Origin of the sequence: Streptosporangium sandarakinum (assembly GCF_050942225.1) — a bacterium.
In the GTDB taxonomy this organism is placed as follows: Bacteria; Actinomycetota; Actinomycetes; order Streptosporangiales; family Streptosporangiaceae; genus Streptosporangium; species Streptosporangium nondiastaticum.
Genome location: NZ_CP192034.1, coordinates 735946 through 762237 on the forward strand (window position 1 = coordinate 735946; position 26292 = coordinate 762237).

A 26292-nucleotide genomic window follows, 5' to 3' on the forward strand; every position below is an offset into this window, starting at 1 on the left:
GTGCGATGTGGTCCGGTGCGCCGCGGACGCGGTGCGCGTGTGGTCGGGCGCGCCGCGGAGGCGGCGCGAGGGGCGGTCCGGCGCGCCGCCGAGGCGGCGCGCGGTGTGGCCCGGGAGGGTTAGCTCGCCGCGCCGTGGGCCGGGACCCGCGCCGGGGCGGCGGTGGCGGCCATGGTCCGGGCGGCGGCGTTCCGGTCGGGGATGCCGGTCAGGTCGTAGGCGTAGCGCGCGGTCGCGTAGCCGATGGCCTTGGCGTTGCGGTCGAGGGCGGCGGCGTTGATGTTGGTGATCGTGTCGCACACGTCGTGGTAGCAGGGGTCGTACGGCGCACCGGCCGTGCCGCCGAAGCGGGCGGCCTCCTCGGCGGTCTTGATCCCCTCGGCGCCGGTGAAGATGCCGCCGGACGGGATGCCGTTGGCGATGAAAGCGCCGTAGTCGGAGCGTCCGTCGAAGTCGGTCCCCTTGAACGGCAGGCCGCGCTTGCCGTAGTACCGCTCGAAGACCTTCTCGATCCCGGCGGAGCCGTCCGGGCCAGGGCCCGAGCCCTCGGCGTCGGAGTCGTCGCCGTCGTAGAGGAAGGTGACGTCGTTCGGCGAGGCCACCATGTCGAAGTTGAGGTAGAGCCGGATCCGGTCCCGCTCGGCCTGAGACAGGCCCGCGACGTACTGGTCGGAGCCGAGCAGGCCCAGCTCCTCACCGGCCCACCAGGCGAACCGCAGCCGGTTCTTGGTGGGCAGGTGCGCCATCTTCAGCGCGGTCTCCAGGACGGCGGCGCTGCCGGAGCCGTTGTCGTTGATGCCGGGGCCCTCGGGGACGCCGTCGAGGTGGGCGCCGACCATCACGACCTCGCCGGCGGCGCCGAGCCGGGACTCGGCGATGAGGTTCTTGGCGTGGCCGACCGTGGTCTTGGCGTCCACCTTCAGGTGGACGACCGTGCCCGGGCTGTCGGCCAGGTCGAGGCCGACGGCGGTGCTCGCGATGACGACCGGGAAGCCGAAGCGCCACTCGCGGATGTCGAACTCGAACGGGTCGGTACGGCCCGGCTGACCCTCGTTGAAGAAGATGACGCCGGCCGCGCCCGCGGCCTTCGCGTTGAGGGCCTTGTCGACGAACGCGCAGGTGCCGCGCTGGATGAGGGCGATCCGGCCCGGGACGAAGCCGGCGAAGTCGGAACTCTCGCAGCCCGCGGTGGAGGTGTTGGGGACGGGGGCGGGCGGGATGACCGGGTCGACGACCTGGATCTGCGCGGTGACGTCCCCGCCGCTGGAGGGGGTCACGGTGACGAAGTCGGTGGGGTTGACGTACGTCTTCGCCTCGGGGGAGACCTGCTGCAGGACCGAGGGGGAGAACTCCTCCCACTTGACGGGGAACTCGACGTCGGTGGTGGAGACCTTGTATCCGGCCCGGGTCACCTTGTCCCTGACGTAGGCGAGCGAGGCGTCGTAGCCGGGTGTGCCCACGGCGCGGTTGCCGCCGTTGGCGTCGGCGATGGACTGCAACGCGTCGAGATGCTTCTTGACGTTCTTGCCCTTGACCTGGTGGGCCAAGGCCTCTGCCAGGACGTCGGAGACGCCGGTCGCGGCGGATGCGGCGGTCCCGGCCGTCGCGGCGGGCGCCGCGAGGGCGAGGGGAAGGGTGACTGCCGTGACCAGGGTGGCCGCCCTGACCATGCCGCGGCGTGACGTAAGGCGCATTGCGCTCCTCGGAAGGTGGAACGTGGAAGGTCCCCCGTGCGTACTAAGGCGGAACGTACCGTTATAAGTCGCCCGCGCCTAGATCCTCCCGAGCGGGGATGCGAAAAGTTATGGAGTGCCCCGGGACACCCCGGTACGGCCCGGCGGGAGCCGTACCGGGGTGCTCACAGGAGCCGGCCGGGCCCCCGGTCGATCCTGACGTCGTCGATGCCCGCCTCGACGAGCGAGGGGCCGGCCTCGTCGGCGGCCTCGATGAGGATGCGGATGGTCTGCCCGGCGAAGTCGGAGATGTTCGTCTCCACGGTGCCCCAGACGCCGTCGCGGTTGGTGGGCCGGCCGAGCCGTTCGAACACCTGGCGCGTGGTGCGGCCGACGACCTTGACGCGCAGGTGGTCGGCGTCGGTGGCGGTGGCCGCGTGCGCGAGATACCAGGAGAAGGACAGCCTCAGCGGGCCGCCGGCCGGCAGCGTGATGGGCGGCGACTCGATGCTCGTGCTGCCCCCGTCGATGTCGTCGGCCCCCGCCGACGGCCCGGCCCACCGCCCGGTGACCAGGTCGTTGACGCCGCTGGTCGTGGCGTCGAGCTGCTTGGGGCCCTGGTAGAAGGTGGCCTCGGGGCGGCCGCGCTCCCACCGGCCGCTGGTGGCGGTGTCGGTGCCGGCGGGGTCGGTGATCCAGCCGGTGGCCGACTCGAACCTGTCCTGCCAGACGGCCCCCGGGGCGGAGGTCACGGAGGACGCCCACACCAGGTGGGCGATCGCGTTCGCGTTGCGGTTCAGCGCGGTGTCGTCGATGTTGGAGATGGTGTCACACGACTGGTGGTAGCAGGAGTCGAACGCCGCGCCCGCCGTACCGCCCCACAGCTGGGTCTGGGCCATGTTCTTGATGTCCTCCGCCCCGCTGAAGATGCCGCCGACCGGGATGCCGGCGGCGAGGAACGAGCCGTGGTCGGACCGGGCGTTCAGCGCGATGTCCTGCACGGGAACGCCGATCGAGGCGTAGTAGGACTTGAAGGTCCTTTCCAGCTCGGCGGAGCCCTCCGGGGCCATGATCCCGCCGGCGATGGTGCCGTTGTCGCCGTCGTAGACGAAGTAGCCGATGTTGGGCGAGGCGATCATGTCGAGGTTGACGTACCCCTTGATCTTGGATCGTTCGCTCGCCGGGAGGTTGTTCACGTAGTACTGCGAGCCGCGCAGGCCCAGCTCCTCGGCGCCCCACCATGCGAAGCGCAGGTGCCGGGAGGACTTCAGGCCCTGGCGGGACACCTCCAGCGCGGTCTCCAGGATGGCGGCGCTGCCGGAGCCGTTGTCGTTGATTCCGGGTCCGGCTATCACGCTGTCGAGGTGCGCGCCGACCATGAGGATGTCGTCGGGGTCGCCGCCGGGCCAGTCAGCGATGACGTTGTAGCCGGTCAGGCCGCCGTAGGAGAACGGTTGCAGGACGGTGGCGAACCCGGCCTCGTCAAGGAGGTTCTTGACGTAGTTCGCCGAGGCTAGGTGGCCGGGGCTGCCGTGGGCGCGGTTGCCGCCGTTGGCGTCGGCGATGGCCTGGAACCGGGCCAGGTGCGCCTTGATGTTCGCCGGCGAGAGGGACGGCACGGGGAGCGGGGCCGCCGGCGAGGCGGGCGCCGGTGGGGCGAACGTCGGCGCGGAGACGTCCGGGCGGGCCGGCGGCGGGACGACCGGCGGCCTCACCGGGGGAGCGACGACCGGGGTGGTGGCCCGGGTGGCCTGCGGGGCCGCGGGGGGCGTGGCGACCGGCGGCACCACCGGCGGGACGGCAGCCGACACGGCCGGTGCGACGAGCACCAGGGGCACGGTGAGGATCGCCGCCGTTCCGGTGGACAGGTGGTTGCGCATCATGCTCCTCGGATCGGAAAAGGACGTGCGGGGTACTCCGAGGGGCGCGCACCTCCGTAAACCGTAAGTGGCGTAAAACCCTGAGGCGGGCCTGACGCGCCGATCGGGAACGCGAAGGCGGGAATGGGTTTTACCAGGTGAAGTGGGCTGTGGCCGGGAAATGCGGGACCGGTGCGACCCTGTCAGGGTTTTCTCAGGGTCACGCGGGGAACGTGGACGTCCCGGGCCCTCGTTGGACGGGGTGAAAACGACGACTCGGAAAGAGGAAGAAATGCACCGTTCGGCCAACCACAAGGTCATCGCCGGTGTCTGCGGCGGGATCGCGGACAGCCTCGGCGTGCCGCCCACCCTCGTCCGGGTGCTGTGGCTGATCCTCTCGCTCCTCCCCGGGCCGATGTGGATCGCCTACGTCCTGCTGTGGATCTTCATGCCGAAGGCCCCCTCCGCCCGCTACTAGAGGCCGCCCGCCACCGGTACCCGCCGGGGAAAATATGCTGGGGGCATGAGGCAACGTCCCCTGTCGCTGATCCAGGACGAGCTGGTCGAGTACGAGAAGGCCATGGAGCGGATGACCGACATGGTCGGTCAACGGCAGCGCGACGAGCGCCCCGACACCCTCTGGCTCCTCAGCCACCCGCAGGTGTACACCGTCGGCAGGCGCACCCTCCAGGAGCACCTGCCCGACCCGTCCCACGGCATCCCGGTCGTGAGCACGGGCCGCGGCGGGCAGCTCACCTACCACGGCCCGGGCCAGCTCGTCGGCTACCTGATCGTCAAGCTCGACGAGACCGAGCGGATCGTCGACTACGTCCGGGAGGTCGAGCTGCGCCTCGTCCGCGCGCTCGGGGCGCTCGGCGCCCCGGCCGAGCGCCGTGACACCCCGCCCGGCTCCGAGCTGCTCACCGGGGTGTGGACCGTCGCGACCGGCCGGAAGATCGTCTCGATCGGCATGCGGCAGAGCCGCGGCGTGACCAGCCACGGGTTCGCCCTCAACGTCGAGGGCGACCTGTCGCCGTGGAACTGGGCGGTGCCGTGCGGCATGCCGGAGGTCGACATGACCTCCCTGAGCCGCGAGATCGGAGCCCCGGCCGACATGGACCGGGTCCGCGCCGCGGTCGCCGAGGCGTTCGAGGCGTCCCCCGAACCGGCCTGACGCCGGTTCAGACGGCTCCGAGGTGGGGGACGGTCCGGTGGACCGGGACGCCCGGGACGCACGCCGCCCCGGTGCGGTTCACCCAGCAGAAGTCCACCCCGGCGGCCCGCGCGCAGGCGCCGTCGCTCGCCGGGGAGTCGCCGACCATCAGCGCGTCGTCGGCCTTGGCCTCCAGCAGGCCGAGGGTGTGGTGCAGCAGGTCGCCGTCGGGCTTGCGCATGCCCACTTCGGGCGCGATCACCACGTGCCGGAAGAACCCCCCGATACGGGTACGGCGCAGCTTGGCCCGCTGGACGTCGGCGAGGCCGTCGGTCACCAGGGCCAGCGGGAACCGCCGCGCCAGCCGCCGCAGAGCGGCACGGGCCTCGGGGAACAGGGCCACGTGCCGCCCGAGCGCGTCCTCGAAAGCCGCCGCGACCCCGCCGGGGGCGCCCAGCCGGGCCCAGCGCTCCAGCCGGAGCTCCGCCAGCGTGATCAGGTGCTCGCGGTAGGCCGCCCAGAGCGGCTCGTTGGCGGCGTGGAAGGCCGCCAGGAACTCGGCGTGGTCCATCCGGAAGAACCGGCGGCGGACCTCAGCCAGCGCGGCGCGCTCCGTCCGGGCATAGTCGACCACCGTCCCGTCCAGGTCGACCAGCATGACCAGGTGCCGACCCGCCCTCGCCGAGCCCATCGCGCTCCGACAGCCGGAGGATCTCCTCGACCGCCGCCGCGTCCACCGCGTAGATGTGCGGAACGTCGACGAAGACCCTCATCACCCCACAGTCCACTCCGAGGTCTTCGGCGACCTCGCCCTGGATACTACGCAGCGGCACGTAGTTCAGATAGGAGGTGAGGGCGTTCTGTGACCGGAAGGCCGCGGTCATCGCCAGCCGCCCCTCGCGGAGCCGGAAGGCGAGGCTGGTCAGACAGGGCACCGCGTCCGGCGGCTCGCCCGGGGCGGTCAGGGAGATCCAGGCGCTCTTGGTGTACGGCTTGGCGCGCAGCACGCCGGCCGCCCAGCGGAGCTGGTCGACGCCGAGGAACTGCCGGAGCCGGCCGCCGTAGCTGTACTTGAACGGCGGGATCACCGTGCGCTCGCTGAACTTCCCGGAGTACAGCGGGATCTTCCGGGCGTCCCCGTAGGAGCGCAGGATCGGGTCGTCCCAGCCGAGGCCGGTGATCTCGAACAGCGCCGGCGGCGCCTCGAAGATCGGGCCGCGGTCGTCGTCGGCGGGCAGGCCGTGGCGCCGCACGTGGCGCATCAGCCAGATCCACGTCTCCCCACAAGACGCGAATCTGAGGTAGTCGGGCATTCAGGTCTCCACGTTGGGGAAATGGTAGGGGTTGTGGGGAAGCCTGCGACGGCGGGAGACGTTCGCGCGGACGTAGTAGATGAAGTAGTGGATCAGCGCGATCAGCCCGATGACCACCATGAGCAGCGCCGGGTTGGGATCGGCGCCCACCAGGCCGAGCACGCCGACAGCCATGTAGGCGCCGTTGACCACGGCGAGCATCATCACGTTGACGCCCGGCCAGGCGAGCGGCGCGTACGTCTCGGGGTAGCGGGGGTCCACCGGCAGGTTGGGGGTCCAGCCCAGCGCGGACAGGTGGTCCTTGAGCTGGACGACGTAGAGCAGGCGGAAGTTGTTGATGGCGCGGGCGGTCCGCATGTGGGCGTTCACGGCCTCGATCAGCCGCAGGAACGGCAGCATGTTCAGCAGCCCGAACGCGGTGACCATCGCGAACAGGTAGCCCGGCACGCCGTCCCACGAGGTCAGCGCCCGCGGGTCGATCACCTTCGTGCTGGCCAGCGCGATCGCGGCGGCGAACGGCGCCGACAGCAGGCTCATGGAGAGCCGGGTCATCTTGAGCCGTTCGTCCTTGGCGGAGAGGTAGACGTTGTAGGTCCCGGCGAAGTCGACGGCCACGAGCTGGAGGAAGTCCTTCGGCTCCACGGGCAGGTCGTCCAGCCGCTCGGGCAGCGACTCCGCGGTCATGCGCGGCACCATTTTTCGCATCGGGACCTACTTTCGCGAAGTAGTGGACCGTCCCTGGTGACACGATTTTGACGCACCTGTCAGTGCGGTGCGCGGGGTTTCGCGACATCGTTCGAGAAGTTATCTTTTCTCGGCGTTTTTCCTGCTCTTTATTGCTGATTCGGCCTGCCGCTCCGTTCGGTCCGCGGCAGGTGTGCGTCCCCGCGAACGGGGCACCAGAACGCGAGGACCGTCGTTTCGGAACTCCGGCTCGGGGGCCGGGGGCCGGGGGCCGGGACGTCCGCCGGAGCCCGCCGTTCCGGCGGCGCGCGCCGTTCGGCGGTCCTCCGTGGCCGCGGCACCGCGCCTCCGGTCCGCCGCGGCCCCGCACGGACGGGGTTGGAGTGGATGGACGTCGCCGGAACACACACGCTCACGAGGGCCGCCAAGGCGTCAGGACTGCGCCACGAGCTCTATCCCTACTCCGGGGAGGCGCAGTTCCTCTCCGGGGCGCTGTCCTTCATCGAGGACGCGCTGGCGGCCGACGAGGTCGTGCTGGTCTCCGTGCCGGAGCGGAGGGAGCGGGCCCTGCGCGCGGCGCTTCCCGCCCCCGACCCGCGCGTGGTGTTCATGGACACCTCCGGGCTGGGCCGCAACCCCGCCCGGCTCATCCCCGCCTGGCAGCGATGGACCGCCGAGTGGGCGGGGAAGGGGCGGCCGGTGCGCGGCATCGGCGAGGCCGGCTGGGACGGGCGGAGCGCCGCGGAGACCACCGAGCTGCGCTACCACGAGTGGCTGCTCAACGTGGCGTTCACCGCCTCGCCGGCCTGGTGGCTGCTGTGCCCCTGCGACACCGCCGCGATCGGCGCCGGGACGCTGCGGGAGATCGCCCGGTGCCACCCGTTCATCTTTCAGGAGGGCGTCCACCGCGGGTACGCGGCCTACACCGCCGAGCCCTTCGCCTGGGACGAGCTCGAACCCGCCCCCGGCCCCCCCGAGGAGTTCTCCTACGGCCGGGGGGACCTCGCCGCGGTCCGTGACGTGGTCGCCGCCCGCGCCGCGCCGCACGGGCTTCGGGGGGAGCGGCTGCGGGAGACCCTCGTCGCGGTCACCGAGGCGGCCACCAACAGCGTCGTCCACGGGGGTGGGCACGGCACCCTCCGTGTCTGGGCGTGGCGCGGCACGTTCGTGTGCGAGTTCCGCGACGAGGGGGTGATGACCGACCCCATGGCCGGTCGCAGGCTCCCCGAGGCCAGGTCACTGGGCGGCCGGGGCCTCTGGCTGATCCACCAGTTGTGCGACCTGGTCCAGATCCGGTCCGCCCCCGGGGCCGGGACGGTCGTCCGCCTGCACATCGACCTCGACCCGTCCTGATCCCGGCCATGCCGGGCCGGGAACCCGATCCGCCGCCGTGTCCGCTGCCGTCCCGGGACGCCCCATGGCCTCCACCGCGGAGGCCGCCGTCTCGAAGTAGGGCAGCAGGCCGGTGATCCTCAGCATGTGGAGCAGGGCGCTGGACGCGCCCGCCAGCACCATGCGGGTCCCGGTCTCCCGGCTCCGGCGCATGCCCCACAGCAGCCCGGCCAGCCCGCTCGAGTCGCAGAAGGTGAGCCCGGCCAGGTCGAGGACGAGCAGCTCCGGCGGTCCGGTGTCACGGTCCAAAGCCCGGGACAGCTCCTGCTGGAACACCGGGACGCAGTCGTAGTCGAGCTCACCGGCGACGCGGATGACTATGACGGCGTCGTACGAGTCCGATGAGACGAGGAGCGTCGTCGCACCTTCGGATGACATCAGGGGGCTCCTTAGACCCGCGGTTCACAGGGCGGGTACTACATCCGTCCTACCAGGTATGCGGCCTCCGGGGCGAGATATGACCGCATTCCGCGGCGATTCCCTCCCGTCCGCCGTCGCCGGGGGCGTCTGCCGCGCCACCGGGTCGGTTCCGGGCCCGGGTTCGTTTCCGGTCCGGACTCCGGCTTCGGTCCCGTTTGCGTTTCCGTTTCCGGTCCCGATTACGGTCCCGGTCCCGATTACGGTCCCGGTCCCGGTCTATGGTTCGGTCACGGTGCCGCCCGCGGTTTCAGCGGCGGCCCGTCCGGGGCGTCGTCCAGGGCGAAGCGGAGGTAGCGCTCCGCGGAGCGGCGCACGGCCGCGGCGCCGTCGGTGCGGACGACCCGTTTCCACCACCCGCCGTAGACGCGGTCGAAGCCGTACGGCCCGAGCAGCGAAAGGGCGCGGCGGACCGTGCGGGGACGCTCGGGGATGAGGTTCGGGTAGCTGTACATGAAGCTCACCCAGCGGCGGTCGGGCACCACCTGGAGGATGTCGCCGGAGAACAGCGCGCCCCGGCCGTCCTCGCCGTCACGCCGGTGCATCACCTGCCCGCCGTCGAAGTGCACCCCCGCGTTGATCAGCGTGAGACCCTCGGCGATCTCATGCGTGTCGCCGTCCCAGAAGACGACCGACTCGTCGGGGCGGGCCACCCACCGCCGGTCGGCCGCGTGGATGTGGATCGGGGCGTCGAACACGTGGGCCCACTCCACCATCGTGCCGTAGAAGTGCGGATGGCTGATCGCGATGGCGTCGATCCCGCCCAGCTCGTTCACCTGCCTGATCAGGTCGTCGTCCAGGTGGGTGACCATGTCCCACAGCACGTTGCCCGACGGGGTGCGCACCAGCAGCGCCCGCTGCCCGATGGCCGTGGCCGGGTCGGTGCCCACCCCGAACACGCCCGGCCCCTCCTCCGCGACCACGGACCGGTGCCCGGCCTCGCGCAGCTCGCGCAGGGACGTCCAGCGCTGCCCCTCCCAGCCGACGTACTGCCGCTCGTCCTCGCAGATCGGGCAGTCGTCACGCGGCTCGCCGTACTGGACCCCGCAGGTCACGCAGATCGGCAGATCGTTCACGTCGCCCCTCCTCCGCCTCCTCCGGCTCGCCGATGGATCTTCACCGTGGCGGGGGCTTCCAAACCGGGGCCGGCCTCCTTCCCGGGCGGGCCGGTTCTCCCGGGAGGAGCGCTCCCGGGGGCTCGCCGTACGGTTCTCCCGCCGGTCGGTGTCCGTTTCGGACATCACATGGGAGAAATGTGAGGTGTTCTCAGTTTTGGCCCGCCATGGCCCCTTGGCTCCTTTAGGATCGGCGGAAACGCGTGAGGGTGGGATGAAACGTGAGCACTGTGCCTGAAGGGATCGATCCGGCGGTTCCGAGTGCTGCCCGGATCTACGACTACCTCCTGGGCGGCAAGGACAACTTCGCCTCCGACCGCGCCGCGGCCGAAAAGCTCCTTGAGATCACGCCGAACGCCCGGGAAGGGGTACAGGCCAACCGGCGTTTCCTGCGCAGGGCCGTACGATTCATGGCGGAGAGCGGAATCCGGCAGTTCCTCGACATCGGCGCGGGCCTGCCCACGCAGGAGAACGTGCACCAGGTGGCGCAGAAGGCGGCGCCCGACTCCCGCACGGTCTACGTCGACAACGACGTCATCGTGCTCACCCACGGGCGGGCGCTGCTGGCCGACGACCAGCGGACCATCGTCGTGGACGGCGACCTCAGGGAGCCCGGGACCATCCTCGACGACCCCCGCGTCACCAAGCATCTCGACTTCACCCGGCCGGTGGGCGTCCTCCTGCTCGCCGTCCTGCACTTCGTCCCCGACGACGACCTCGCCGAGCGGATCGTCGCGACGCTGCGCGACCGGCTCGTCCCCGGCAGCGCCGTGGCGATCAGCCACCTGTCCTTCGGGGACCTCGACGAGAACACCGTCCGCAAGGGACGCGAGCTGTACACCCGGACCGCCGCCGGCTCCCCGACGCCCCGCACCCACGCGCAGATCCTGCGCTTCTTCGACGGCTTCGAACTGGTGGAGCCCGGCCTGACGTCGACCGAGGACTGGCGCCCCGAGGCGGACGAGCCCCGCCTCCCCAAGATGCCCGGCGTCGACGGCTACAGCGCGGTCGGGCTGCTGCGCTGACGGACGCGCCGCCGCGTCCGGTCGTCGATCACGACGGCATGGCGGCTCAACACGACGGCGGGACCGCCGTATCGTCATGATCGGCGGGCCGCCGGGTCCCGGACCCGGCGGCGGCGCGGGCCCGCCGGTGGCGCGGAAGGGGCACGATCGGGCATCCTGGAGGTCAAGCGACTGGCGGCACGGGGATGGCGTCAACCATCGGGGAGCTCGTCGTGGGGGTCGACCGCCTGGGCACCCACTCCGAGGAGACACATGTCCCAGCCTCCGCACGGTGACCTCGCGTCCGCACCCGCCTCTTCCAGCCCCTCCGGTCCTTCCGAAGCCTCCGGCGACGCCGCGGCCACCGCGCGGCTCCTTCCCGGCGGCCCGGTGGCCGAGCGGATCCTCGCCGAGGTGGCCGAACGGGTGGCCGCCCTGATCAGGCAGGGTGTCACGCCCGCCTTGGCGACGGTCCTCGTCGGCGACGACGACGCCAGCGCCGGATACATCCGCATCAAGCAGCGCCAGGCGGCCGAGCTCGGCTTCGCGTCCCCGCACGCCCACCTGCCCGCGGACGCGACCCAGGCCGACCTGCACGCCGTCATCGAATCCTTCAACGCCGACCCGGCGGTGCACGGACTGCTCGTGCAGTACCCCGTCCCGGCGCACCTGGACTACGACCGGGCGCTGATGGCCGTGGACCCGGACAAGGACGTCGACGGCATGCACCCGCTCAACATGGGACGGCTCGCGCTCGGGCTGCCCGGCCCGCTGCCCTGCACCCCGGCGGGCATCGAGGAACTCCTCGCCCACCACGGCATCCCGGTGTCCGGCCGGGAGGTGGTCATCCTCGGCCGGGGCGCGACCCTCGGCCGCCCCCTGGCGATCCTGCTCGGGCAGAAGCGGCCCACGGCCAACGCGGCCGTCACAGTGGTGCACACCGGGGTGCCCGACTGGCCGCGCTACACCCGACGCGCCGACATCCTGGTCGCCGCCGCCGGGGTTCCGGGCATCATCCGGCCCGAGCACGTCAAGCCGGGCGCGGTCGTGATCGGCGGCGGCGTGCGGTACGCCGGGCGCCGCCTGCTGCCCGACGTGGACGAGTCCTGCGCCCAGGTGGCCGGCGCCATCACCCCTAGGGTCGGCGGCGTCGGTCCCACGACCGTCGCCATGCTGTTCCGCAACGCGGTCGCGGCGGCGGAACGCGCCACGGCCGCCGCGAACGGCTCCGGGGACCGTACGGTCTCCGTCTGACCGGCCGTCCCGCCCGCGGCCATGGCCGCGGGCGCGGGCGGACCCCCCTACTGGTCCATGATCTTGATCCAGTCGTTCACCAGCTTCTCAAGGGTCTCCCGGCCGGCCTCGACCTCGGCCATGGAGTGGAACTTGACGTAGGCCCTGCCCTTGGGGCCCGCCTCAAGCAGCCCGGTCTCGTCGCTGAGCAGCGACCCCTTGTGGAAGATCACCGGGACGTAGTTCTTCACCCGGGGGTTGAGGCTGGCCATGTCCTCCTTGTAGAAGAAGCTGGGACCGCCCCACTTGATGTCCTCCTCGATGTCGGGGCTCACCTTGGCGATGATGTCCCTGACGGCCACGATCTCGGCCTTCATCGGGTGGTCGAGCTTGCTCAGGAAGTCGTCTACTTTCTTCGTGTCGCCCATGGTCGAACCGTATGCACACGCGATGCGCCCGGCCACTTCTTCCGCGTGATTCTGGGGTCGCGTGTTCCGATTCAGGGGTACGGGAACCGGTTCGGCGAAGGCGCGGGGCGCCCGCGCCGCGACCGCCGGATCCGGGCTCCGGGGCGGCCCCGGGTCTCAGGGGCCGGTGACCTCGCCGGGCGCCTCACGGCGCAGCCGTCCGAGGGCGTCGAGGGCCCGCGCCCACGGCCGGTCCTCCGGATCACCGGCCCGGTCGTGGGCGGCCGGAGGGCCGGACCGGCCCTGCCCCGGCCCCGGCAGGATCGAGACGCCTTCGGCCCGCAGGCTCTCGACGCTCCGGCGGAAGGGCACGCGGGAGGCGAGGGCGTCGTTGACGAAGGGCAGCACGACCACCGGAATGCCCAGGCCCGGAGCCTCGGCGAGGAGACCGAGGGCATAGGTGTCGGCGATGCCCAGCGCGAACTTGTTGATCGTGTTGAAGGTGGCCGGGGCGACGATGATCGCGTCGGCTCGCGGCGGCTTGGGCTCGTCCGGCCTGCGGTAGCGGCTGCGGACCGTACGGCCCGTCTGCCGTTCCAGGGCGGGGACGTCGATGAAGTCCAGGGCGGGCGGGGTGGCGACGATCTGGACGGTCCAGCCCTCGTCCCGCGCGAGCCTGACGAGGCGGCCGACGTCGCCGGCCGCGCCGGAGGCGCACACGATGACGTACAGAACGCCGTTTCCCCAGGTCATTTGGCACTCCTTTGTGTTCATGGCGACACTTCGTGTCGCGGCTCGGGGGCTCTTGCCCGGTGTCTTCCCTCGTCACTTCGTCGCTTCGCTCCTGCGTTCCTCGGTCCAGACACCGGCGCCCCCTCGCGGGCTCATGGCGACGCTGCGTGTCGCGGCTCGGGGCTTGAGTCCGGTGTCTTCCCTCGTCACTTCGTCGCTTCGCTCCTTCGTTCCTCGGTCCAGACACCGGCGCCCCCTCGCGGGTCCGGTCAGCGGCGCCCCCTCGTGGGAGACTGGCACCGCGCGGCGGGAGGAGACGAAGGTGCACGATGCCACGGACATGGAGACGCCTCCGCGGCAGGGGTCCGTCCCGGTCGGGTCCGCCTGGCGGATCGAGCGGTGCGCGGCACTGGCCTGGCCTGCCGCGGTCACCGAGGAGCGTGAGGGCTGGCTGCTCCGGCACAGCCCGGGCGTGACGCGGCGGCGCTCCAACTCCGCGCTGCCGCCGCCCGCTCCGGTGCGCTCGATCGAGCCCGTCGAGAGGTTCTACCGCGACCGCGGCGTCCCGGTCCGCGTCCAGATCAGCCCGGCCGAACATCACCGTGAGTTGGACGCCCGGCTGGCCGGCCTCGGCTACCGCGTCGAGAGCGGGGTCGCCGTCCTCACCGCGCGCACCGGGGACGTCGTCGCCGCCACGGCGCCGGCCGATACGGCGCCGGCCGACACGGCGCCGGCCGACACGGCGCCGGCGGTCACGGCGGCGGAAGCGACACGGGAGGCCGTGACACCGGCGGGCACGGTGGCGGCCATGGCGCGTGAGGCCGTGACACGGGCGGATGCGGTGCCGGTGGGCGCGGCGGGGTCCGTTCCGGTCGAGGTGGCGGGGGACCCGGGCGGGTGGCTCGCCGTGTTCGCCGACCTGGACGGCCACTCCGACAGCGAGACCGTCGGCAGGGAGGTCATCTCGCGGATCGCCGGGCCCGCCGCCTTCCTGAGCGTCTCGCACGAGGGCCGGGCCGCCGCGATGGGGATGGTCGTCGCCGACTCCGGCTGGGCCGGTGTCTTCTGCATGGCCACCCGGCCGGACCTGCGGCGCCGGGGGCTGGCCGCCGCGGTCCTGGGGGCCGGTGCGCGCTGGGCGGCGGGGCGGGGCGCCGACCGCCTGTACCTGCAGGTGGAGAAGGACAATCTGGCGGCCCGCGCCCTCTACGAGCGGGTCGGTTTCACCTACTCGCACGGCTACCACTTCCGGACCTTCCCCTGACCCCGCTTCCGGGCGAGCCGGAGGCGATACCTTGCCGAACGTGGACGTTCAAGCATCGATCGCCTCTTTCGCGGTCGTCGTGGGGTTCCTGACCATCACTCCCGGACTGGACACCGCGCTCATCCTGCGGACGTCGCTGCTCTCCGGCCGGGGACACGCCTGGGCCGTCGTGCTGGGCATCCAGGCCGGGACGCTCCTGTGGGGCACACTGGCCGGCGCCGGGCTCGCGGCCCTGCTGGCCGCATCCTCCCTCGCCTACGAGATCCTTCGCTGGGCCGGGGCCGCCTACCTCGTGTGGATGGGCGTCCGAATGCTCTGGCAGAGTCGCCGGAGCGGTGAGGAGGAGGCAGCGGAGGCGGAGCGACCCCGGGGCGGGCGGTGGCAGGCGTTCCGCCGCGGCCTGCTGACGAACCTGCTGAACCCGAAGGTGGGGGTCTTCTACGTCGCGATGCTGCCCCAGTTCATGCCGCACGACGCGCCCCCCGCTCTGATGGGCACGCTGCTGGCGGGCGTCCACGTGGGCGAGGGGCTGCTGTGGAGCGCCCTGCTCATCGGCTTCACCGGTCTGGTGCGCGGCTGGCTGCGCCGGCCGTCGGTCCGCCGCGGCATCGACCGGCTCACCGGCCTCGTCGTCGTCGGCTTCGGCCTGCGGCTGGCGGTTCAGCAGTCGTAGCCTCCACCGCATGGTGATCGGCCAGGTCGCCCTTGCCTCCTGATCGCGTTCCCGTGGCCCGACCCCCTCCGGCCGGGCCCGCCTCCCGGTGGTGCGACTCCTCGGACGGCCTCTCGGACGGCGTGCCACGCCCGCCCGCCGCTTCCGGCGCGCCTTGACCGGGGTCACGAACAGGGCAGACTGGAGCGGTGATCAAGACGCTCCGTCCGCAGAACTACAACGAGGCGCTCCACGTCGGGCACTTCTTCCGTACGGGCACCCCGGTGGTGATGGACCTCACCGAGCTGCCGGACGCCGAGGCCAAACAGTTCGTCGACTTCGCCGCCGGCCTGGTGTTCGGCAGGAGAGGGGACATGGACCGGCTCTCGCCCAAGGTGTTCCTGCTGATGCCGGCCGGGATGGCCGCCCCCGCCCGCGACGACGTCCGATAGGCGCCTGACCGGGGACGGCTTCCGGGCCGCCCACCGGGCACCTTCGCCCTGGCTTCTCCGGGGCCCACCGGGTCCCTTCACCGTGGCTTTCCCAGGGCGCCCACCGGCCGCTCACCGCGATGTCTCCGGGGCGGCGGCCGGTGGACGCCGCCTCAGGGGTGACGCCTGTCGGCCTGCCGCATCTCCTGCTCGATGAGCAGCCTCGCGTCGGCGCCCGCGGCCGGGGACCGCGCCGTCACGTGGTCCGCACGCGGGAAGAACGGACGCCGGGATGCGGGCACGCGTGAAGAAGCGAGCCGGATCCGGCGCCCCCGACGATGAGGTGATGTACCAGCCCCATCCGGCACATGGGTGCCCCGCCGAGCCGACGCCGCGCGGAGACCGTCCGCGGGGGCTGCTGCGCACCCTGGAGGAGGACCTGCGGACGATCGTCGAGCGGGATCCGTCCATCCGCAACCGGCGGGAGGCGCTGCTGCACCCGGTGCTGCCGGCCATGTTGCTGCACCGGGTCGCCCACCGGCTGTACCGGCGCGACCGGCGGCTGACCGCCCGGTTGCTGATGCTCGTGGCCCGCGGGTTCACCGGGGTGGAGATCCATCCCGGCGCGGTGCTCGGGCGCAGGGTGTTCGTCGACCACGGCGCGGCGGTGGTGATCGGGGAGACCGCCGTCGTGGGTGACGACGTGACCATCTACCACCAGGTGACGTTGGGCGCGGTCGGGTGGTGGCGCGACAACCGGCGGGCCGGCGGGGAACGGCGGCACCCGGTGATCGGCGACCGGGTGGTGCTGGGCGTCGGCGCGACCGTCCTCGGCCCGGTGCGCGTGGGGGACGACGCCGTCATCGGGGCGCGGGCGCTCGTTCTCGGCGACGTGCCGGCCGGCGGGCGGGCCCTCGCCCCGGTCAGGGCCGTGTCCCCGGGGTCCCCGGGGTCCCCGGGATCCTCGGGGTCACCGGTGCCTCGCCCCGACCACTCCCACGCCGAGGACAGGCCCCTTGTCGGCGCCGGTGCCGCGCCCGCCGTGGAACGGCCGTCCCCACGCCGGGGGCAGGTTTCGCGACCGGCTCGTCCCGGTGCCGGTCACGCTCCGCAGGCACGCGGAGGGGCGGGCGAAGCGGCCGGAATGACGTGACCGCGGCCGGATGACCCTCTTCACGCCGGTCACCTCTACGCTGCTGGGAACACCCGGCTCCCCGGGCTCCAGCCGCGTACCCGCCGCCCAGGCGTCGAAGGAAGACCATATGGAGATCTGGATCAACCCCGACTGCTCCAAGTGCCGTTCCGCGCTGTCCGTCCTGGACGCCGAACAGGCCGACTACACCGTCCGCCGTTACCTGGAGGACCCGCCCAACGAGCTGGAGCTCCGCGAGGTGCTGACCCGGCTCGGCCTCGAACCCTGGGACATCGCCCGGACGGGTGAGCCGGCGGCCGCCGGGCTCGGCCTGGACGGCTGGTCCCGCACCCCCGCGGACCGCGACCGCTGGATCCGTGCGCTGGCCGCCCACCCGGTCCTGATCCAGCGCCCCATCATCACGGCCGACGACGGATCGGCCGTCGTCGGCCGCAGCGAGGAGGCCGTCCGCTCGGTGCTCCCGCGCCAGTAGTCGTCGCCACACCGGCCTCCGGCGGCGAGCACTCCGCCGGAGGCCGTTGCCGGCACGGCTGAACCGGTCCGCGACCGGTGCCGGGCCGGTCGCCGCGCGCTGCGCCGGGCCACCCGGCCCGGTCGTCGCGGCCGGTGGACGGGCGGATTCCGACGCGTGGAATTCACGCGGTATCGGCGCGACGAAATTCGGGACGGCGGTGGAGCCCGACGGCCGGCACCGCGGAAATAGCGCCGCCCTGCGCGGCCGGGCCTGGGATGCCGGGCCGTGACTCCCTTTCTCACCTGCGACGACGCTGCCGTGCGGGGCGTCGGCGTCATATGCGTAGCCCCTTGGTGAGCGCTAACATCCAGAACCCGGACCCCATTTAAGAACTATTCGGAGAGAACGTCAACGGGTGTCGGCGGATCATTTCGGTGTGACCAGAACGTAACTGGGGCCCATCTTGACGACACGTAATGTTAACGCTCACAGTCTTCTCAAGCCGAACGCGAGGAGCATTCGGCGGGGCCGAGCGCCGGGCATCGAGGCCGGGCAAGGGGGGGCTCCGTCGTCCCGGCACTGACCCCCAGAAAGGAACCCCCGTGTTCAAGAGGATCTCGGCGCTGGTCCTGGTCGGCGTCACGACACTGGCCATGGCCGGATGCAGTGGTTCAGGCGGCTCGGGCGGCTCGTCCGACGGGAAGATCGTCATGGGTTTCGCCCAGGTCGGCGCGGAGAGCGGCTGGCGCACGGCCAACACCAAGTCGGTCCAGGAGTCCGCGAAGTCGGCGGGCGTCGAGCTGAAGTTCTCCGACGCCCAGCAGAAGCAGGAGAACCAGATCAAGGCGATCCGCTCCTACATCCAGCAGAAGGTCGACGTCATCGCGTTCTCGCCGGTCGTCGAGTCGGGCTGGGACACGGTGCTGAACGAGGCGAGGAACGCCAAGATCCCGGTCATCCTGACCGACCGGGCCGTGGACTCGCAGGACAAGAGCCTCTACAAGACCTTCCTCGGCTCCGACTTCGTCGAGGAGGGCAAGAAGGCCGGCCAGTGGCTGGTCGACCAGTACAAGGACGGCACCGACCAGGTGAACATCGTCCAGCTTGAGGGCACGACGGGGTCCGCCCCGGCCAACGACCGCAAGGAGGGCTTCGAGCAGGTCGTCTCCGCCGACCCCAGGTTCAAGGTCATCGCCTCGCAGACCGGCGACTTCACCCGGGCCAAGGGCAAGGAGGTCATGGAGGCGTTCCTCAAGGCCAACCCGAAGATCGACGTCCTGTACGCGCACAACGACGACATGGCGCTCGGCGCGATCGAGGCCATCGAGGGCGCCGGCAAGGTGCCCGGCAAGGACATCAAGATCATCTCGGTGGACGCGGTCCACGACGGCATGCAGGCGCTGGCCGACGGAAAGATCAGCTTCATCGTCGAGTGCAGCCCGCTGCTCGGCCCCCAGCTCATGGACCTGGCCAAGAAGGTCGTGAAGGGCGAGCAGGTCCCCGACCGTGTCGTGACGGAGGAGACCACGTTCACCCAGGAGCAGGCGAAGGACGCGCTGCCCGGTCGCAAGTACTGATCCGGGACCGGCCGCCCCCGTGGAACGGGGGCGGCCCGCCGGCCGGTGAGGAGAGCCGGTGAGGACAGCCGACGAGGAGAGAGACGCCACATGGCCCCACCCGCGCCGATCCTGCGGATGAAAGGGATCGGCAAACAGTTCCCCGGCGTGAAGGCGCTGGACGGCGTGGACTTCCGGCTGCTGCCCGGCGAGGTCCACGCGCTCATGGGAGAGAACGGCGCCGGCAAGTCCACGCTGATCAAGGTGCTGACCGGCGTGTACGGCATCGACTCCGGCGAGATCGAGCTGGCGGGCCGCCCGGTGGCCTTCCCCGGCCCGCAGGCCGCCCGGCAGGCCGGCATCAGCACGGTCTACCAGGAGGTCAACCTCTGCCCGAACCTCTCCGTCACCGAGAACGTCGTCATCGGCCGGGAACCCCGCCGCCTCGGCCGCATCCGCTGGAAGGAGGGCCGCCGCCGGGCCGCCGAGCTGCTGGGCCGCCTCGACCTCCACATCGACGTGTCGGCCCCCCTGTCGGCGTACTCGCCGGCCGTCCAGCAGATGGTGGCCATCGCCCGCGCCCTGGACGTCGACGCCCGGGTCCTCATCCTCGACGAGCCGACCTCCAGCCTCGACAAGGACGAGGTGGCCCAGCTGTTCCGGGTGATGCGGCGGCTGAAGGAGCAGGGCATCGCGATCCTGTTCGTCTCGCACTTCCTCGACCAGATCTACGAGATCGCCGACCGCATGACGATCCTGCGCAACGGCCGGCTCGTGGGGGAGTACCTCACGAGCGAGCTGAGCCAGGTGGACCTGGTCGCCAAGATGATCGGCCGTGAGCTCGCCGACCTGGAGCGGCTGGAGGACAGGCCGCCCGCCAGGGAGGGCGCGCCGCTCGTGGAGGCGGACGGGCTGGGCCGGTCCAGGGCGATCGAGCCGTTCACGCTGACCATCCGCGAGGGCGAGGTGGTCGGCCTGGCCGGGCTGCTCGGCTCGGGCCGTACCGAGGTCGCCCGGCTGCTGTTCGGCGCCGACCACGCGGGCACCGGCTCGCTGCGGATCGGGGGAGAGACGGTCGGCCTGCGCACGCCCCGGGCGGCGATCCGCCACCGCCTCGCCTTCTGCTCCGAGAACCGGCGGGAGGAGGGGCTCGTGCCCGACCTCACCGTGCGGGAGAACATCGTCCTCGCGCTGCAGGCGGCCCGTGGGTGGACCCGGCCGATCCCCCGGCGCAGACAGGACGAGCTGGTCGCCAAATACGTCTCCGCGCTGAACATCCGCCCGGCCGACCCCGAGCAGCCCGTCAGGAACCTCAGCGGCGGCAACCAGCAGAAGGTGCTGCTGGCCCGCTGGCTCATCCTGGAGCCCCGGCTGCTCATCCTCGACGAGCCCACCCGCGGCATCGACATCGGCGCGAAGGCGGAGATCCAGCGCCTGGTGGCCGAGCTGTCCGGCGGCGGGATGGCCGTGCTGTTCATCTCCGCCGAGCTGGAGGAGGTCCTGCGGCTCAGCCACCGGGTCGGCGTGCTGCGCGACCGCCGCCTCGTCGCCGAGATCGACAACGACGAGCGACTGACCACCGGCGCCCTGATGGAGACGATCGCGAGCGGAGCCGCGTCATGACCGCACCTGCACCCTCGCCCGCGCCCGCACCAGCCTCCGGGCCCGCGTCCGCCTCGCCCGGACGCCGCCTGCTCGGGCACCGCCTGTTCTGGCCCGCCGTGATCCTGGTGGCGCTGCTGCTGATCAACCCGGTGTTCACCGACGGCTTCTTCAGGGTCGAGCTCAAGGACGGCCACCTCTACGGCAGCCTGATCGACATCGTCAGGTTCGGCGCGCCGCTGATCCTCGTGGCGCTGGGCATGACGCTGGTCATCGCGACCCGCGGGATCGACCTGTCGGTGGGCTCGGTCGTGGCGATCTCCGGGGCGCTCGCGTGCCTGCGGATCAGCGACCTCGGCGACCAGAACTCGGCGGGCGGCGTGCTGGCGGCGGCCGGCGTCGCCCTCGCGCTGTCGGTGGCGCTCGGCGCCTGGAACGGCCTGCTCGTCGCGGGCGTGGGGGTCCAGCCCATCATCGCGACGCTGATCCTCATGGTCGCCGGGCGCGGACTCGCCCAGCTCATCACCGACGGCCAGATCATCACGGTCAACAGCGCGCCGTACAAGCTGATCGGCGGGGGCTACTGGCTCACGCTGCCGTTCGGGATCGTCATCGTGCTCGCGGTGCTGGCGCTGACCGCGTTCCTCACCCGGCGGCTCGCCCTCGGCCTGCTCATCGAGTCGGTCGGCGGCAACGCCGAGGCGAGCCGGCTGGCCGGCATCGGCGCGCGCGGGGTGATCCTGACCGTCTACACGTTCTGCGCGCTGTGCGCGGGGATCGCCGGGCTCATGATCAGCTCGAACGTCTCCAGCGCCGACGGCAACAACGCCGGGCTGTGGATCGAGCTGGACGCGATCCTGGCCGTCGTGATCGGCGGCACCCCGCTGTCGGGCGGCCGGTTCTCGCTCGGCGGCACCGTGCTGGGCGCGCTCATCATCCAGACGCTGACCACCACGATCTACTCGATCGGCGTGCCGCCGGAGACGACGCTGCTGTTCAAGGCGCTCGTGGTGACCGTCGTCTGTCTGGTCCAGTCCCCGGCCTTCCGCGCGAAGGTCTTCCACCGGCGCCGCCGCCCCGCCGGCGCGTCCCCGGTGGCGGAAGAGAAGGTGAGGGTCTCGGCATGACCGTCGCGACCGTCCCGGGCCGCAGGGCCCGGGTGCCGCGCAGATACGTCCCGGTCCTGGTCACGGCCGCGCTGTTCCTCGCCATGTTCGCCGCGGGGGGCATCCGGTACGAGGGGTTCGCCACCGGGCAGATCATCCTCAACGTCTTCATCGACAACGCGTTCCTGCTGGTCGTGGCCGTCGGGATGACCTTCGTGATCCTCGCGGGCGGCATCGACCTGTCGGTCGGCTCGGTGGTGGCGCTGTCCACCATGGTCGCCGCGACGCTGCTGAAACAGGGCTGGTCCCCCTGGCCGGTCATGGTGCTCGTGCTGCTCATCGGGGCGGTCCTCGGCCTCGGCATGGGCGCGATCATCCACTACTTCGAGATCCAGCCGTTCATCGTGACGCTCGCCGGGATGTTCCTGGCCCGCGGCCTGTGCTACACGATCGGCACCCGGTCGATCCCCATCGACGATCCGGTGTTCACCGCGTTCGCACAGACGCGGATCGACCTCGGCGCGGACATGTGGATCTCGCCCGGCGTGCTGGTCGCCGCCGCCGTGGTCGTCGTGGCGGCGTACACGCTCCACCACACCCGGCTCGGCCGGAACGTGTACGCCACCGGCGGGAACGAGCAGTCGGCGCTGCTCATGGGCCTCCCGGTGGCGCGGACGAAGATCGCCGTCTACACGGTCAGCGGCTTCTGCTCCGCGCTCGGCGGCCTGGTGCTGTCGTTCTACATGCTGTCCGGGTACGGCCTGCACGCGGTCGGGATGGAGCTCGACGCGATCGGGGCCGTCGTGATCGGCGGAACCCTGCTGACCGGCGGCTCGGGCTACCTGTTCGGCACCGTGCTGGGCGTGCTCGTGCTCGGCCTGATCCAGACGATCATCAGCTTCGAGGGCACGCTGAGCTCCTGGTGGACGCGGATCCTCATCGGCCTGCTTCTGTTCGTCTTCATCCTGATGCAGCGCCTGATCACGGCCCGCAGGCGGTAGCCGCCGGGACGTCCCCACCGTCGAGTCCGGAGAGCGCGTGACGAGTTTGGAGAGCATGTGAGCGGTAACGGCGAGCGCTACGTCGTCGGCGTCGACTTCGGGACCCTGTCGGGCAGGGCCGTGGTGGTGCGGGTGAGCGACGGCGCGGAGCTGGGCGGCGCGGTCCACGAGTACGCCCACGGGGTGATCGAGGACGCCCTCCCCGGGTCGGGCGTCCGCCTCGGTCCCGACTGGGCGCTGCAGGCGCCCCAGGACTGGATCGACGTGCTGCGGCACGCCGTACCGGAGGCACTGGCGGCGTCGGGGGTCCCGCCGGAGCGGGTGATCGGCGTCGGCACCGACTTCACGGCCTGCACGGTGCTGCCCGCCACGGCGGACGGCGTCCCGCTGTGCGAGTCGCGGCCCGGCCGGCCGCACGCCTGGCCCAAGCTGTGGAAGCACCACGCGGCGCAGCCGCACGCCGACCGGATCAACGCGCTGGCCGCCCGGCGCGGCGAGCCCTGGCTGCCCCGGTACGGCGGCAGGATCTCCTCCGAGTGGGAGTTCGCAAAGGGCCTGCAGGTCCTGGAGGAGGACCCGGAGACCTACGCGCTGGCCGACCGCTGGATCGAGGCCGCCGACTGGATCGTCTGGCAGCTCACCGGTGTGGAGACCCGCAACGTCTGCACCGCCGGCTACAAGGGGATCTTCCAGGACGGCGGCTACCCCTCCGAGGACTTCCTGGCCGCGCTGAACCCCTCCTTCGCCGGTTTCACCGGCAAGCTCGGCCGGGAGCTCGCGCCGCTCGGTGGCCTCGCCGGTCGGCTGACCGCGCGGGCCGCCGGGTGGACGGGCCTGCCCGAGGGCATCGCGGTGGCCGTCGGCAACGTCGACGCGCACGTCACCGCGGCCGCCGCCGACGCGGTGCGGCCCGGCCAGATGGTCGCCATCATGGGCACCTCCACCTGCCACGTCATGTGCTCCGACCGCCTGGCCGAGGTGCCCGGGATGTGCGGGGTGGTGCGCGACGGCGTCGTGCCCGGCCTGTGGGGCTACGAGGCGGGCCAGTCCGCCGTCGGCGACATCCTCGCCTGGTACGTGGACCACTGCGTGCCCGCGCCGTACGCCGTGCGGGCCGCGGAGCGGAGCCTCGGCCCGCACGAGTACCTGACGGAGCTGGCCGCGGAGCAGAGGGTCGGGCAGCACGGGCTGGTCGCGCTCGACTGGCACGGCGGCAACCGCTCCATCCTGGTCGACCACACCCTGTCCGGCGTGATCGCCGGGCAGACGCTCGCCACCCGGCCCGAGGACGTCTACCGCGCGCTCATCGAGGCCACCGCGTACGGCGCCCGCCTGATCGTGGAGACGTTCGAGGGCGCCGGCGTGCCGGTGGAGGAGTTCGTGGTCGCCGGCGGCCTGCTGAGGAACCCCTTCCTCATGCAGGTGTACGCCGACGTGCTGCGCCGGCCGCTGTCGGTGATCGGCTCCGGCCAGGGACCGGCCCTCGGCTCGGCGATCCACGCGGCCGTCGCCGCGGGCGCCCATCCCGACATCACGGCGGCCGCGGCGGCGATGGGCAAGCGCGTCACCGGCGCCTACCTGCCCGACCCGAAACGGGCCGACGCCTACGACCGGCTGTACGCCGAGTACCGCCGGCTGCACGACCACTTCGCGGACGGCGGCATGCTGCACCGGCTCCGCGCGATCAGGAACGAGGCGAGCGCGTGAGGCGCGACCGGAACGAGGCGAGCGGGTGAGCGGCCATCGGGAGCGGGACGAGCGGGTGAACGGCGACCAGAGGCGGGACGAGCGGGCGAGCGGCGGCCGGAACGAGGAGAAGCGTGTGATCGGGGCGGGCGGATGAACGAGGAGAAGCGTGTGATCGAGGAGCTGCGGGAGACCGTCTGCCGCCTCCACACCGAGCTGGTCCGCTACGGCCTCGTGGCGTGGACCGCGGGCAACATCTCCGGGCGGGTGCCCGGGGCGGACCTTTTCGTCATCAAGCCCAGCGGCGTGTCGTACGACGACCTGACCCCGGAGTCGATCGTCGTGTGCGACCTGGACGGCGACCTCGTCGAGGGGTCGCTCGCGCCCTCCAGCGACACGGCCGCGCACGCCTACGTCTACCGGCACATGCCGGAGGTGAACGGGGTGGCGCACACCCACTCCACGTACGCCTCCGCCTGGGCGGCCCGGGGCGAGCCGATCCCCTGCGTGCTGACCGCGATGGCCGACGAGTTCGGCGGTGAGATCCCGGTCGGGCCGTTCGCGCTGATCGGCGGCGACGACATCGGCCGGGGGATCGTGGAGACCCTGACCGGGCACCGCTCCCGCGCGGTCCTCATGCGCAACCACGGGGTCTTCACGATCGGCGAGTCGCCGAAGGCGGCCGTCAAGACGGCCGTGATGTGCGAGGACGTCGCCCGCACCGTGCACGTCGCCCGCCAGCTCGGTGCCCCGGCGCCGATCGCCCCGGGCGACGTCGACAGCCTGTACGACCGCTACCAGAACGTCTACGGACAGAGGAGTCACCGGTGAAGCTATGGTTCCTGACCGGCAGCCAGGGCCTGTACGGCGAGGACACGCTGCGCCAGGTGGCCGGGCAGTCCCGGGAGATCGCCGGGACACTGGGCGAGGCGCTGCCGTTCGAGGTGGAGTGGCTGCCGGTGCTCACCGACGCGGCGGCCATCCGCCGGGTGTGCCTGGAGGCGAACGCCGACGACGACTGCGCCGGCCTCATCGCGTGGATGCACACGTTCTCCCCGGCCAAGATGTGGATCGCCGGACTCGACGCGCTGCGCAAGCCGCTGCTGCACCTGCACACGCAGGCCAACGTCGAGCTGCCGTGGAGCTCCATCGACATGGACTTCATGAACCTCAACCAGGCCGCGCACGGCGACCGCGAGTTCGGCCACATCCAGGCCAGGCTCGGGGTGCCGCGTAAGACCGTCGCCGGGCACGTCGGCGACCCCGCCGTGGCGGCGCGCGTCGCCGCGTGGGCGCGGGCCGCCGCCGGGCGGGCCGAGCTGACCTCCCTCCGGCTCGCCCGCTTCGGCGACAACATGCGCGACGTGGCGGTGACCGAGGGCGACAAGGTCGAGGCCCAGCTCCGGTTCGGCGTGTCGGTCAACACCTACGGCGTCAACGACCTGGTCGAGGCCGTGGACGCCGCGTCGGACGCCGACGTGGGCGCGCTGGTCAAGGAGTACGAGGACCTCTACCGGATGGCCCCCGAGCTGCGCGCGGACGGTGGGCGGCACGACTCCCTGCGTTACGCGGCCCGCATCGAGCTGGGCCTGCGCGCCTTCCTGGAGGCCGGCGGGTTCCGGGCGTTCACCACGAACTTCGAGGACCTCGGCGGGCTGCGGCAGCTCCCGGGGCTCGCCGTACAGCGGCTCATGGCCGACGGCTACGGCTTCGGCGGCGAGGGCGACTGGAAGACCTCGGTGCTGCTGCGCACGCTGAAGGCGATGTCGGCCGGGCTGCCGGGCGGCACCTCCTTCATGGAGGACTACACCTACCACCTCACCCCGGGGGAGGAGCTGATCCTCGGCGCCCACATGCTGGAGGTCTGCCCCAGCATCGCCGAGGGCACGCCCTCGTGCGAGATCCACCCGCTGGGCATCGGCAACCGGGAGGACCCGGTGCGGCTGGTGTTCGACGCCCGGCCCGGACCGGCCTTGGTGGTCGGCCTGGCCGACATGGGCGACCGGTTCCGCCTGGTGGCCAACGAGATCGACGTCGTCGTCCCGCCGGAGCCGCTGCCGCGCCTGCCGGTGGCCCGCGCCGTCTGGCGGCCGCGGCCCGACCTGCGGACCTCCGCCGAGTCGTGGCTGACGGCCGGCGCGCCGCACCACACCGTGCTGTCCGCGGCGGTCGGGGCCGAGGAGCTCACCGACCTCGCCGACATGCTCGGTGTCGAGCTGCTCGTCATCGACGCCGAGACCACCTCCCGGCGGTTCGCCAAGGAGTTGCGCTGGAACCAGGCCTACTACCGGCTCGCGCAGGGGTTCTGACGCGTCCGTGGCGGCCGGCGAGGAGTATCCCGCCGGTCGTCCCGCCGTACCGGGCGGGGAGCCGCCGCGACCGCGGCGGCACGGGCTGCCCGCCCG

At 72.1% G+C, this 26292-nt stretch carries 26 protein-coding genes and 1 riboswitch; of the genes, 17 read left to right on the plus strand and 9 right to left on the minus strand.

What is annotated here, in order from left to right:
* Positions 1 to 119: 119 nt before the first annotated feature.
* Together ACQP10_RS03555 and ACQP10_RS03560 are read right to left on the minus strand one after the other, a co-directional pair.
* Positions 120 to 1694 carry a M28 family metallopeptidase gene (locus tag ACQP10_RS03555; RefSeq protein WP_399498963.1) on the minus strand — a complete coding sequence of 525 codons (1575 nt, stop codon included), beginning with the start codon at positions 1692 to 1694 and terminating at the stop codon, positions 120 to 122.
* A gap of 164 nt (positions 1695 to 1858) precedes the next feature.
* Positions 1859 to 3556, minus strand: a complete 1698-nt coding sequence (locus tag ACQP10_RS03560; protein ID WP_433540874.1) for a M28 family metallopeptidase — start codon at positions 3554 to 3556, stop codon at positions 1859 to 1861.
* A gap of 268 nt (positions 3557 to 3824) precedes the next feature.
* On the opposite strand from ACQP10_RS03560, the gene ACQP10_RS03565 reads away from it, so the two are divergent.
* Both ACQP10_RS03565 and lipB read left to right on the plus strand, forming a co-directional pair.
* Positions 3825 to 4010, plus strand: coding sequence for a PspC domain-containing protein (locus ACQP10_RS03565; RefSeq protein ID WP_346017763.1), 186 nt, complete (start codon positions 3825 to 3827; stop codon positions 4008 to 4010).
* Positions 4011 to 4055: 45 nt separating this feature from the next.
* The gene (lipB, locus tag ACQP10_RS03570; protein WP_179820084.1) at positions 4056 to 4706 is read left to right on the plus strand and encodes a lipoyl(octanoyl) transferase LipB; all 651 of its coding nucleotides are present in this window, start codon (positions 4056 to 4058) and stop codon (positions 4704 to 4706) included.
* Positions 4707 to 4713: 7 nt separating this feature from the next.
* On the opposite strand, the gene ACQP10_RS03575 is transcribed toward lipB, so the two are convergent.
* Genes ACQP10_RS03575 through ACQP10_RS03585 form a run of 3 tightly spaced genes read right to left on the minus strand, consistent with a single transcriptional unit; the run spans position 4714 to position 6682 of the window.
* Positions 4714 to 5343 (minus strand): HAD-IA family hydrolase, encoded by a 630-nt coding sequence (locus tag ACQP10_RS03575; RefSeq protein ID WP_346017762.1) that lies wholly within the window; start codon positions 5341 to 5343, stop codon positions 4714 to 4716.
* Positions 5279 to 5998, minus strand: coding sequence for a hypothetical protein (locus tag ACQP10_RS03580; RefSeq protein WP_399498966.1), 720 nt, complete (start codon positions 5996 to 5998; stop codon positions 5279 to 5281). Before ACQP10_RS03580 ends, ACQP10_RS03575 begins: the two co-directional genes overlap by 65 nt.
* Positions 5999 to 6682, minus strand: a complete 684-nt coding sequence (locus tag ACQP10_RS03585) for a hypothetical protein (RefSeq protein WP_346017760.1) — start codon at positions 6680 to 6682, stop codon at positions 5999 to 6001.
* 387 nt (positions 6683 to 7069) lie between these two features.
* Between ACQP10_RS03585 and ACQP10_RS03590 the strand changes: the two genes are divergently transcribed.
* Entirely contained in the window at positions 7070 to 8035 is a 966-nt protein-coding gene (locus tag ACQP10_RS03590; RefSeq protein ID WP_433540875.1) for an anti-sigma factor RsbA family regulatory protein, read from the plus strand.
* Here the strand turns inward: ACQP10_RS03590 and ACQP10_RS03595 are convergent.
* Complete coding sequence (locus ACQP10_RS03595; RefSeq protein WP_346017758.1) at positions 7919 to 8452, minus strand: STAS domain-containing protein; 534 nt, start codon at positions 8450 to 8452, stop codon at positions 7919 to 7921. The two genes, ACQP10_RS03590 and ACQP10_RS03595, sit on opposite strands and share 117 nt — an antisense overlap.
* Positions 8453 to 8721: 269 nt before the next feature.
* Entirely contained in the window at positions 8722 to 9567 is an 846-nt protein-coding gene (locus ACQP10_RS03600) for an MBL fold metallo-hydrolase (RefSeq protein ID WP_389991458.1), read from the minus strand.
* Positions 9568 to 9827: 260 nt separating this feature from the next.
* On the opposite strand from ACQP10_RS03600, the gene ACQP10_RS03605 reads away from it, so the two are divergent.
* Complete coding sequence (locus ACQP10_RS03605; protein WP_346017756.1) at positions 9828 to 10631, plus strand: SAM-dependent methyltransferase; 804 nt, start codon at positions 9828 to 9830, stop codon at positions 10629 to 10631.
* Positions 10632 to 10788: 157 nt separating this feature from the next.
* Positions 10789 to 10871: riboswitch (ZMP/ZTP riboswitch) on the plus strand.
* A gap of 12 nt (positions 10872 to 10883) precedes the next feature.
* Entirely contained in the window at positions 10884 to 11864 is a 981-nt protein-coding gene (locus ACQP10_RS03610) for a bifunctional 5,10-methylenetetrahydrofolate dehydrogenase/5,10-methenyltetrahydrofolate cyclohydrolase (RefSeq protein ID WP_433540876.1), read from the plus strand.
* A 47-nt stretch (positions 11865 to 11911) separates the two neighbouring features.
* Here the strand turns inward: ACQP10_RS03610 and ACQP10_RS03615 are convergent, their stop codons facing one another.
* Together ACQP10_RS03615 and ACQP10_RS03620 are read right to left on the minus strand one after the other, a co-directional pair.
* Complete coding sequence (locus tag ACQP10_RS03615) at positions 11912 to 12271, minus strand: DUF1801 domain-containing protein (RefSeq protein WP_179820064.1); 360 nt, start codon at positions 12269 to 12271, stop codon at positions 11912 to 11914.
* Positions 12272 to 12427: 156 nt separating this feature from the next.
* Positions 12428 to 13003, minus strand: a complete 576-nt coding sequence (locus tag ACQP10_RS03620) for a flavoprotein (protein ID WP_399498971.1) — start codon at positions 13001 to 13003, stop codon at positions 12428 to 12430.
* Positions 13004 to 13304: 301 nt separating this feature from the next.
* Between ACQP10_RS03620 and ACQP10_RS03625 the strand changes: the two genes are divergently transcribed.
* From ACQP10_RS03625 to araA, 12 genes are all read left to right on the plus strand, one after another.
* The gene (locus tag ACQP10_RS03625; protein WP_433540877.1) at positions 13305 to 14246 is read left to right on the plus strand and encodes a GNAT family N-acetyltransferase; all 942 of its coding nucleotides are present in this window, start codon (positions 13305 to 13307) and stop codon (positions 14244 to 14246) included.
* A 40-nt stretch (positions 14247 to 14286) separates the two neighbouring features.
* On the plus strand, positions 14287 to 14919 hold the full coding sequence (locus ACQP10_RS03630) for a LysE family translocator (RefSeq protein ID WP_346017752.1): 633 nt from the start codon (positions 14287 to 14289) through the stop codon (positions 14917 to 14919).
* A gap of 188 nt (positions 14920 to 15107) precedes the next feature.
* Complete coding sequence (locus tag ACQP10_RS03635; protein ID WP_346017751.1) at positions 15108 to 15350, plus strand: cell division protein SepF; 243 nt, start codon at positions 15108 to 15110, stop codon at positions 15348 to 15350.
* Positions 15351 to 15621: 271 nt separating this feature from the next.
* Complete coding sequence (epsC, locus tag ACQP10_RS03640; protein ID WP_433540878.1) at positions 15622 to 16482, plus strand: serine O-acetyltransferase EpsC; 861 nt, start codon at positions 15622 to 15624, stop codon at positions 16480 to 16482.
* Between the two features lie 109 nt (positions 16483 to 16591).
* Complete coding sequence (locus tag ACQP10_RS03645) at positions 16592 to 16954, plus strand: arsenate reductase family protein (protein ID WP_346017749.1); 363 nt, start codon at positions 16592 to 16594, stop codon at positions 16952 to 16954.
* 584 nt (positions 16955 to 17538) lie between these two features.
* Positions 17539 to 18513: an ABC transporter substrate-binding protein gene (locus ACQP10_RS03650; RefSeq protein ID WP_312873211.1), complete on the plus strand. Its 975-nt coding sequence runs from the start codon at positions 17539 to 17541 to the stop codon at positions 18511 to 18513.
* A gap of 90 nt (positions 18514 to 18603) precedes the next feature.
* Positions 18604 to 20115 carry a sugar ABC transporter ATP-binding protein gene (locus ACQP10_RS03655; RefSeq protein WP_399498974.1) on the plus strand — a complete coding sequence of 504 codons (1512 nt, stop codon included), beginning with the start codon at positions 18604 to 18606 and terminating at the stop codon, positions 20113 to 20115.
* A complete protein-coding gene (locus tag ACQP10_RS03660) occupies positions 20112 to 21221 on the plus strand; it encodes an ABC transporter permease (RefSeq protein ID WP_399498975.1) in 1110 nt (369 codons plus the stop codon). The genes ACQP10_RS03655 and ACQP10_RS03660 overlap by 4 nt, the downstream gene beginning before the upstream one ends.
* The gene (gene yjfF / locus ACQP10_RS03665; RefSeq protein ID WP_346019671.1) at positions 21218 to 22201 is read left to right on the plus strand and encodes a galactofuranose ABC transporter, permease protein YjfF; all 984 of its coding nucleotides are present in this window, start codon (positions 21218 to 21220) and stop codon (positions 22199 to 22201) included. Before ACQP10_RS03660 ends, yjfF begins: the two co-directional genes overlap by 4 nt.
* Before the next feature lie 57 nt (positions 22202 to 22258).
* Complete coding sequence (araB, locus tag ACQP10_RS03670) at positions 22259 to 23908, plus strand: ribulokinase (RefSeq protein WP_346017746.1); 1650 nt, start codon at positions 22259 to 22261, stop codon at positions 23906 to 23908.
* A 132-nt stretch (positions 23909 to 24040) separates the two neighbouring features.
* Positions 24041 to 24718 (plus strand): L-ribulose-5-phosphate 4-epimerase, encoded by a 678-nt coding sequence (locus ACQP10_RS03675; protein ID WP_346017745.1) that lies wholly within the window; start codon positions 24041 to 24043, stop codon positions 24716 to 24718.
* Positions 24715 to 26196 (plus strand): L-arabinose isomerase, encoded by a 1482-nt coding sequence (gene araA / locus ACQP10_RS03680; protein WP_399498977.1) that lies wholly within the window; start codon positions 24715 to 24717, stop codon positions 26194 to 26196. The genes ACQP10_RS03675 and araA overlap by 4 nt, the downstream gene beginning before the upstream one ends.
* The last annotated feature ends 96 nt before the right edge of the window (positions 26197 to 26292 follow it).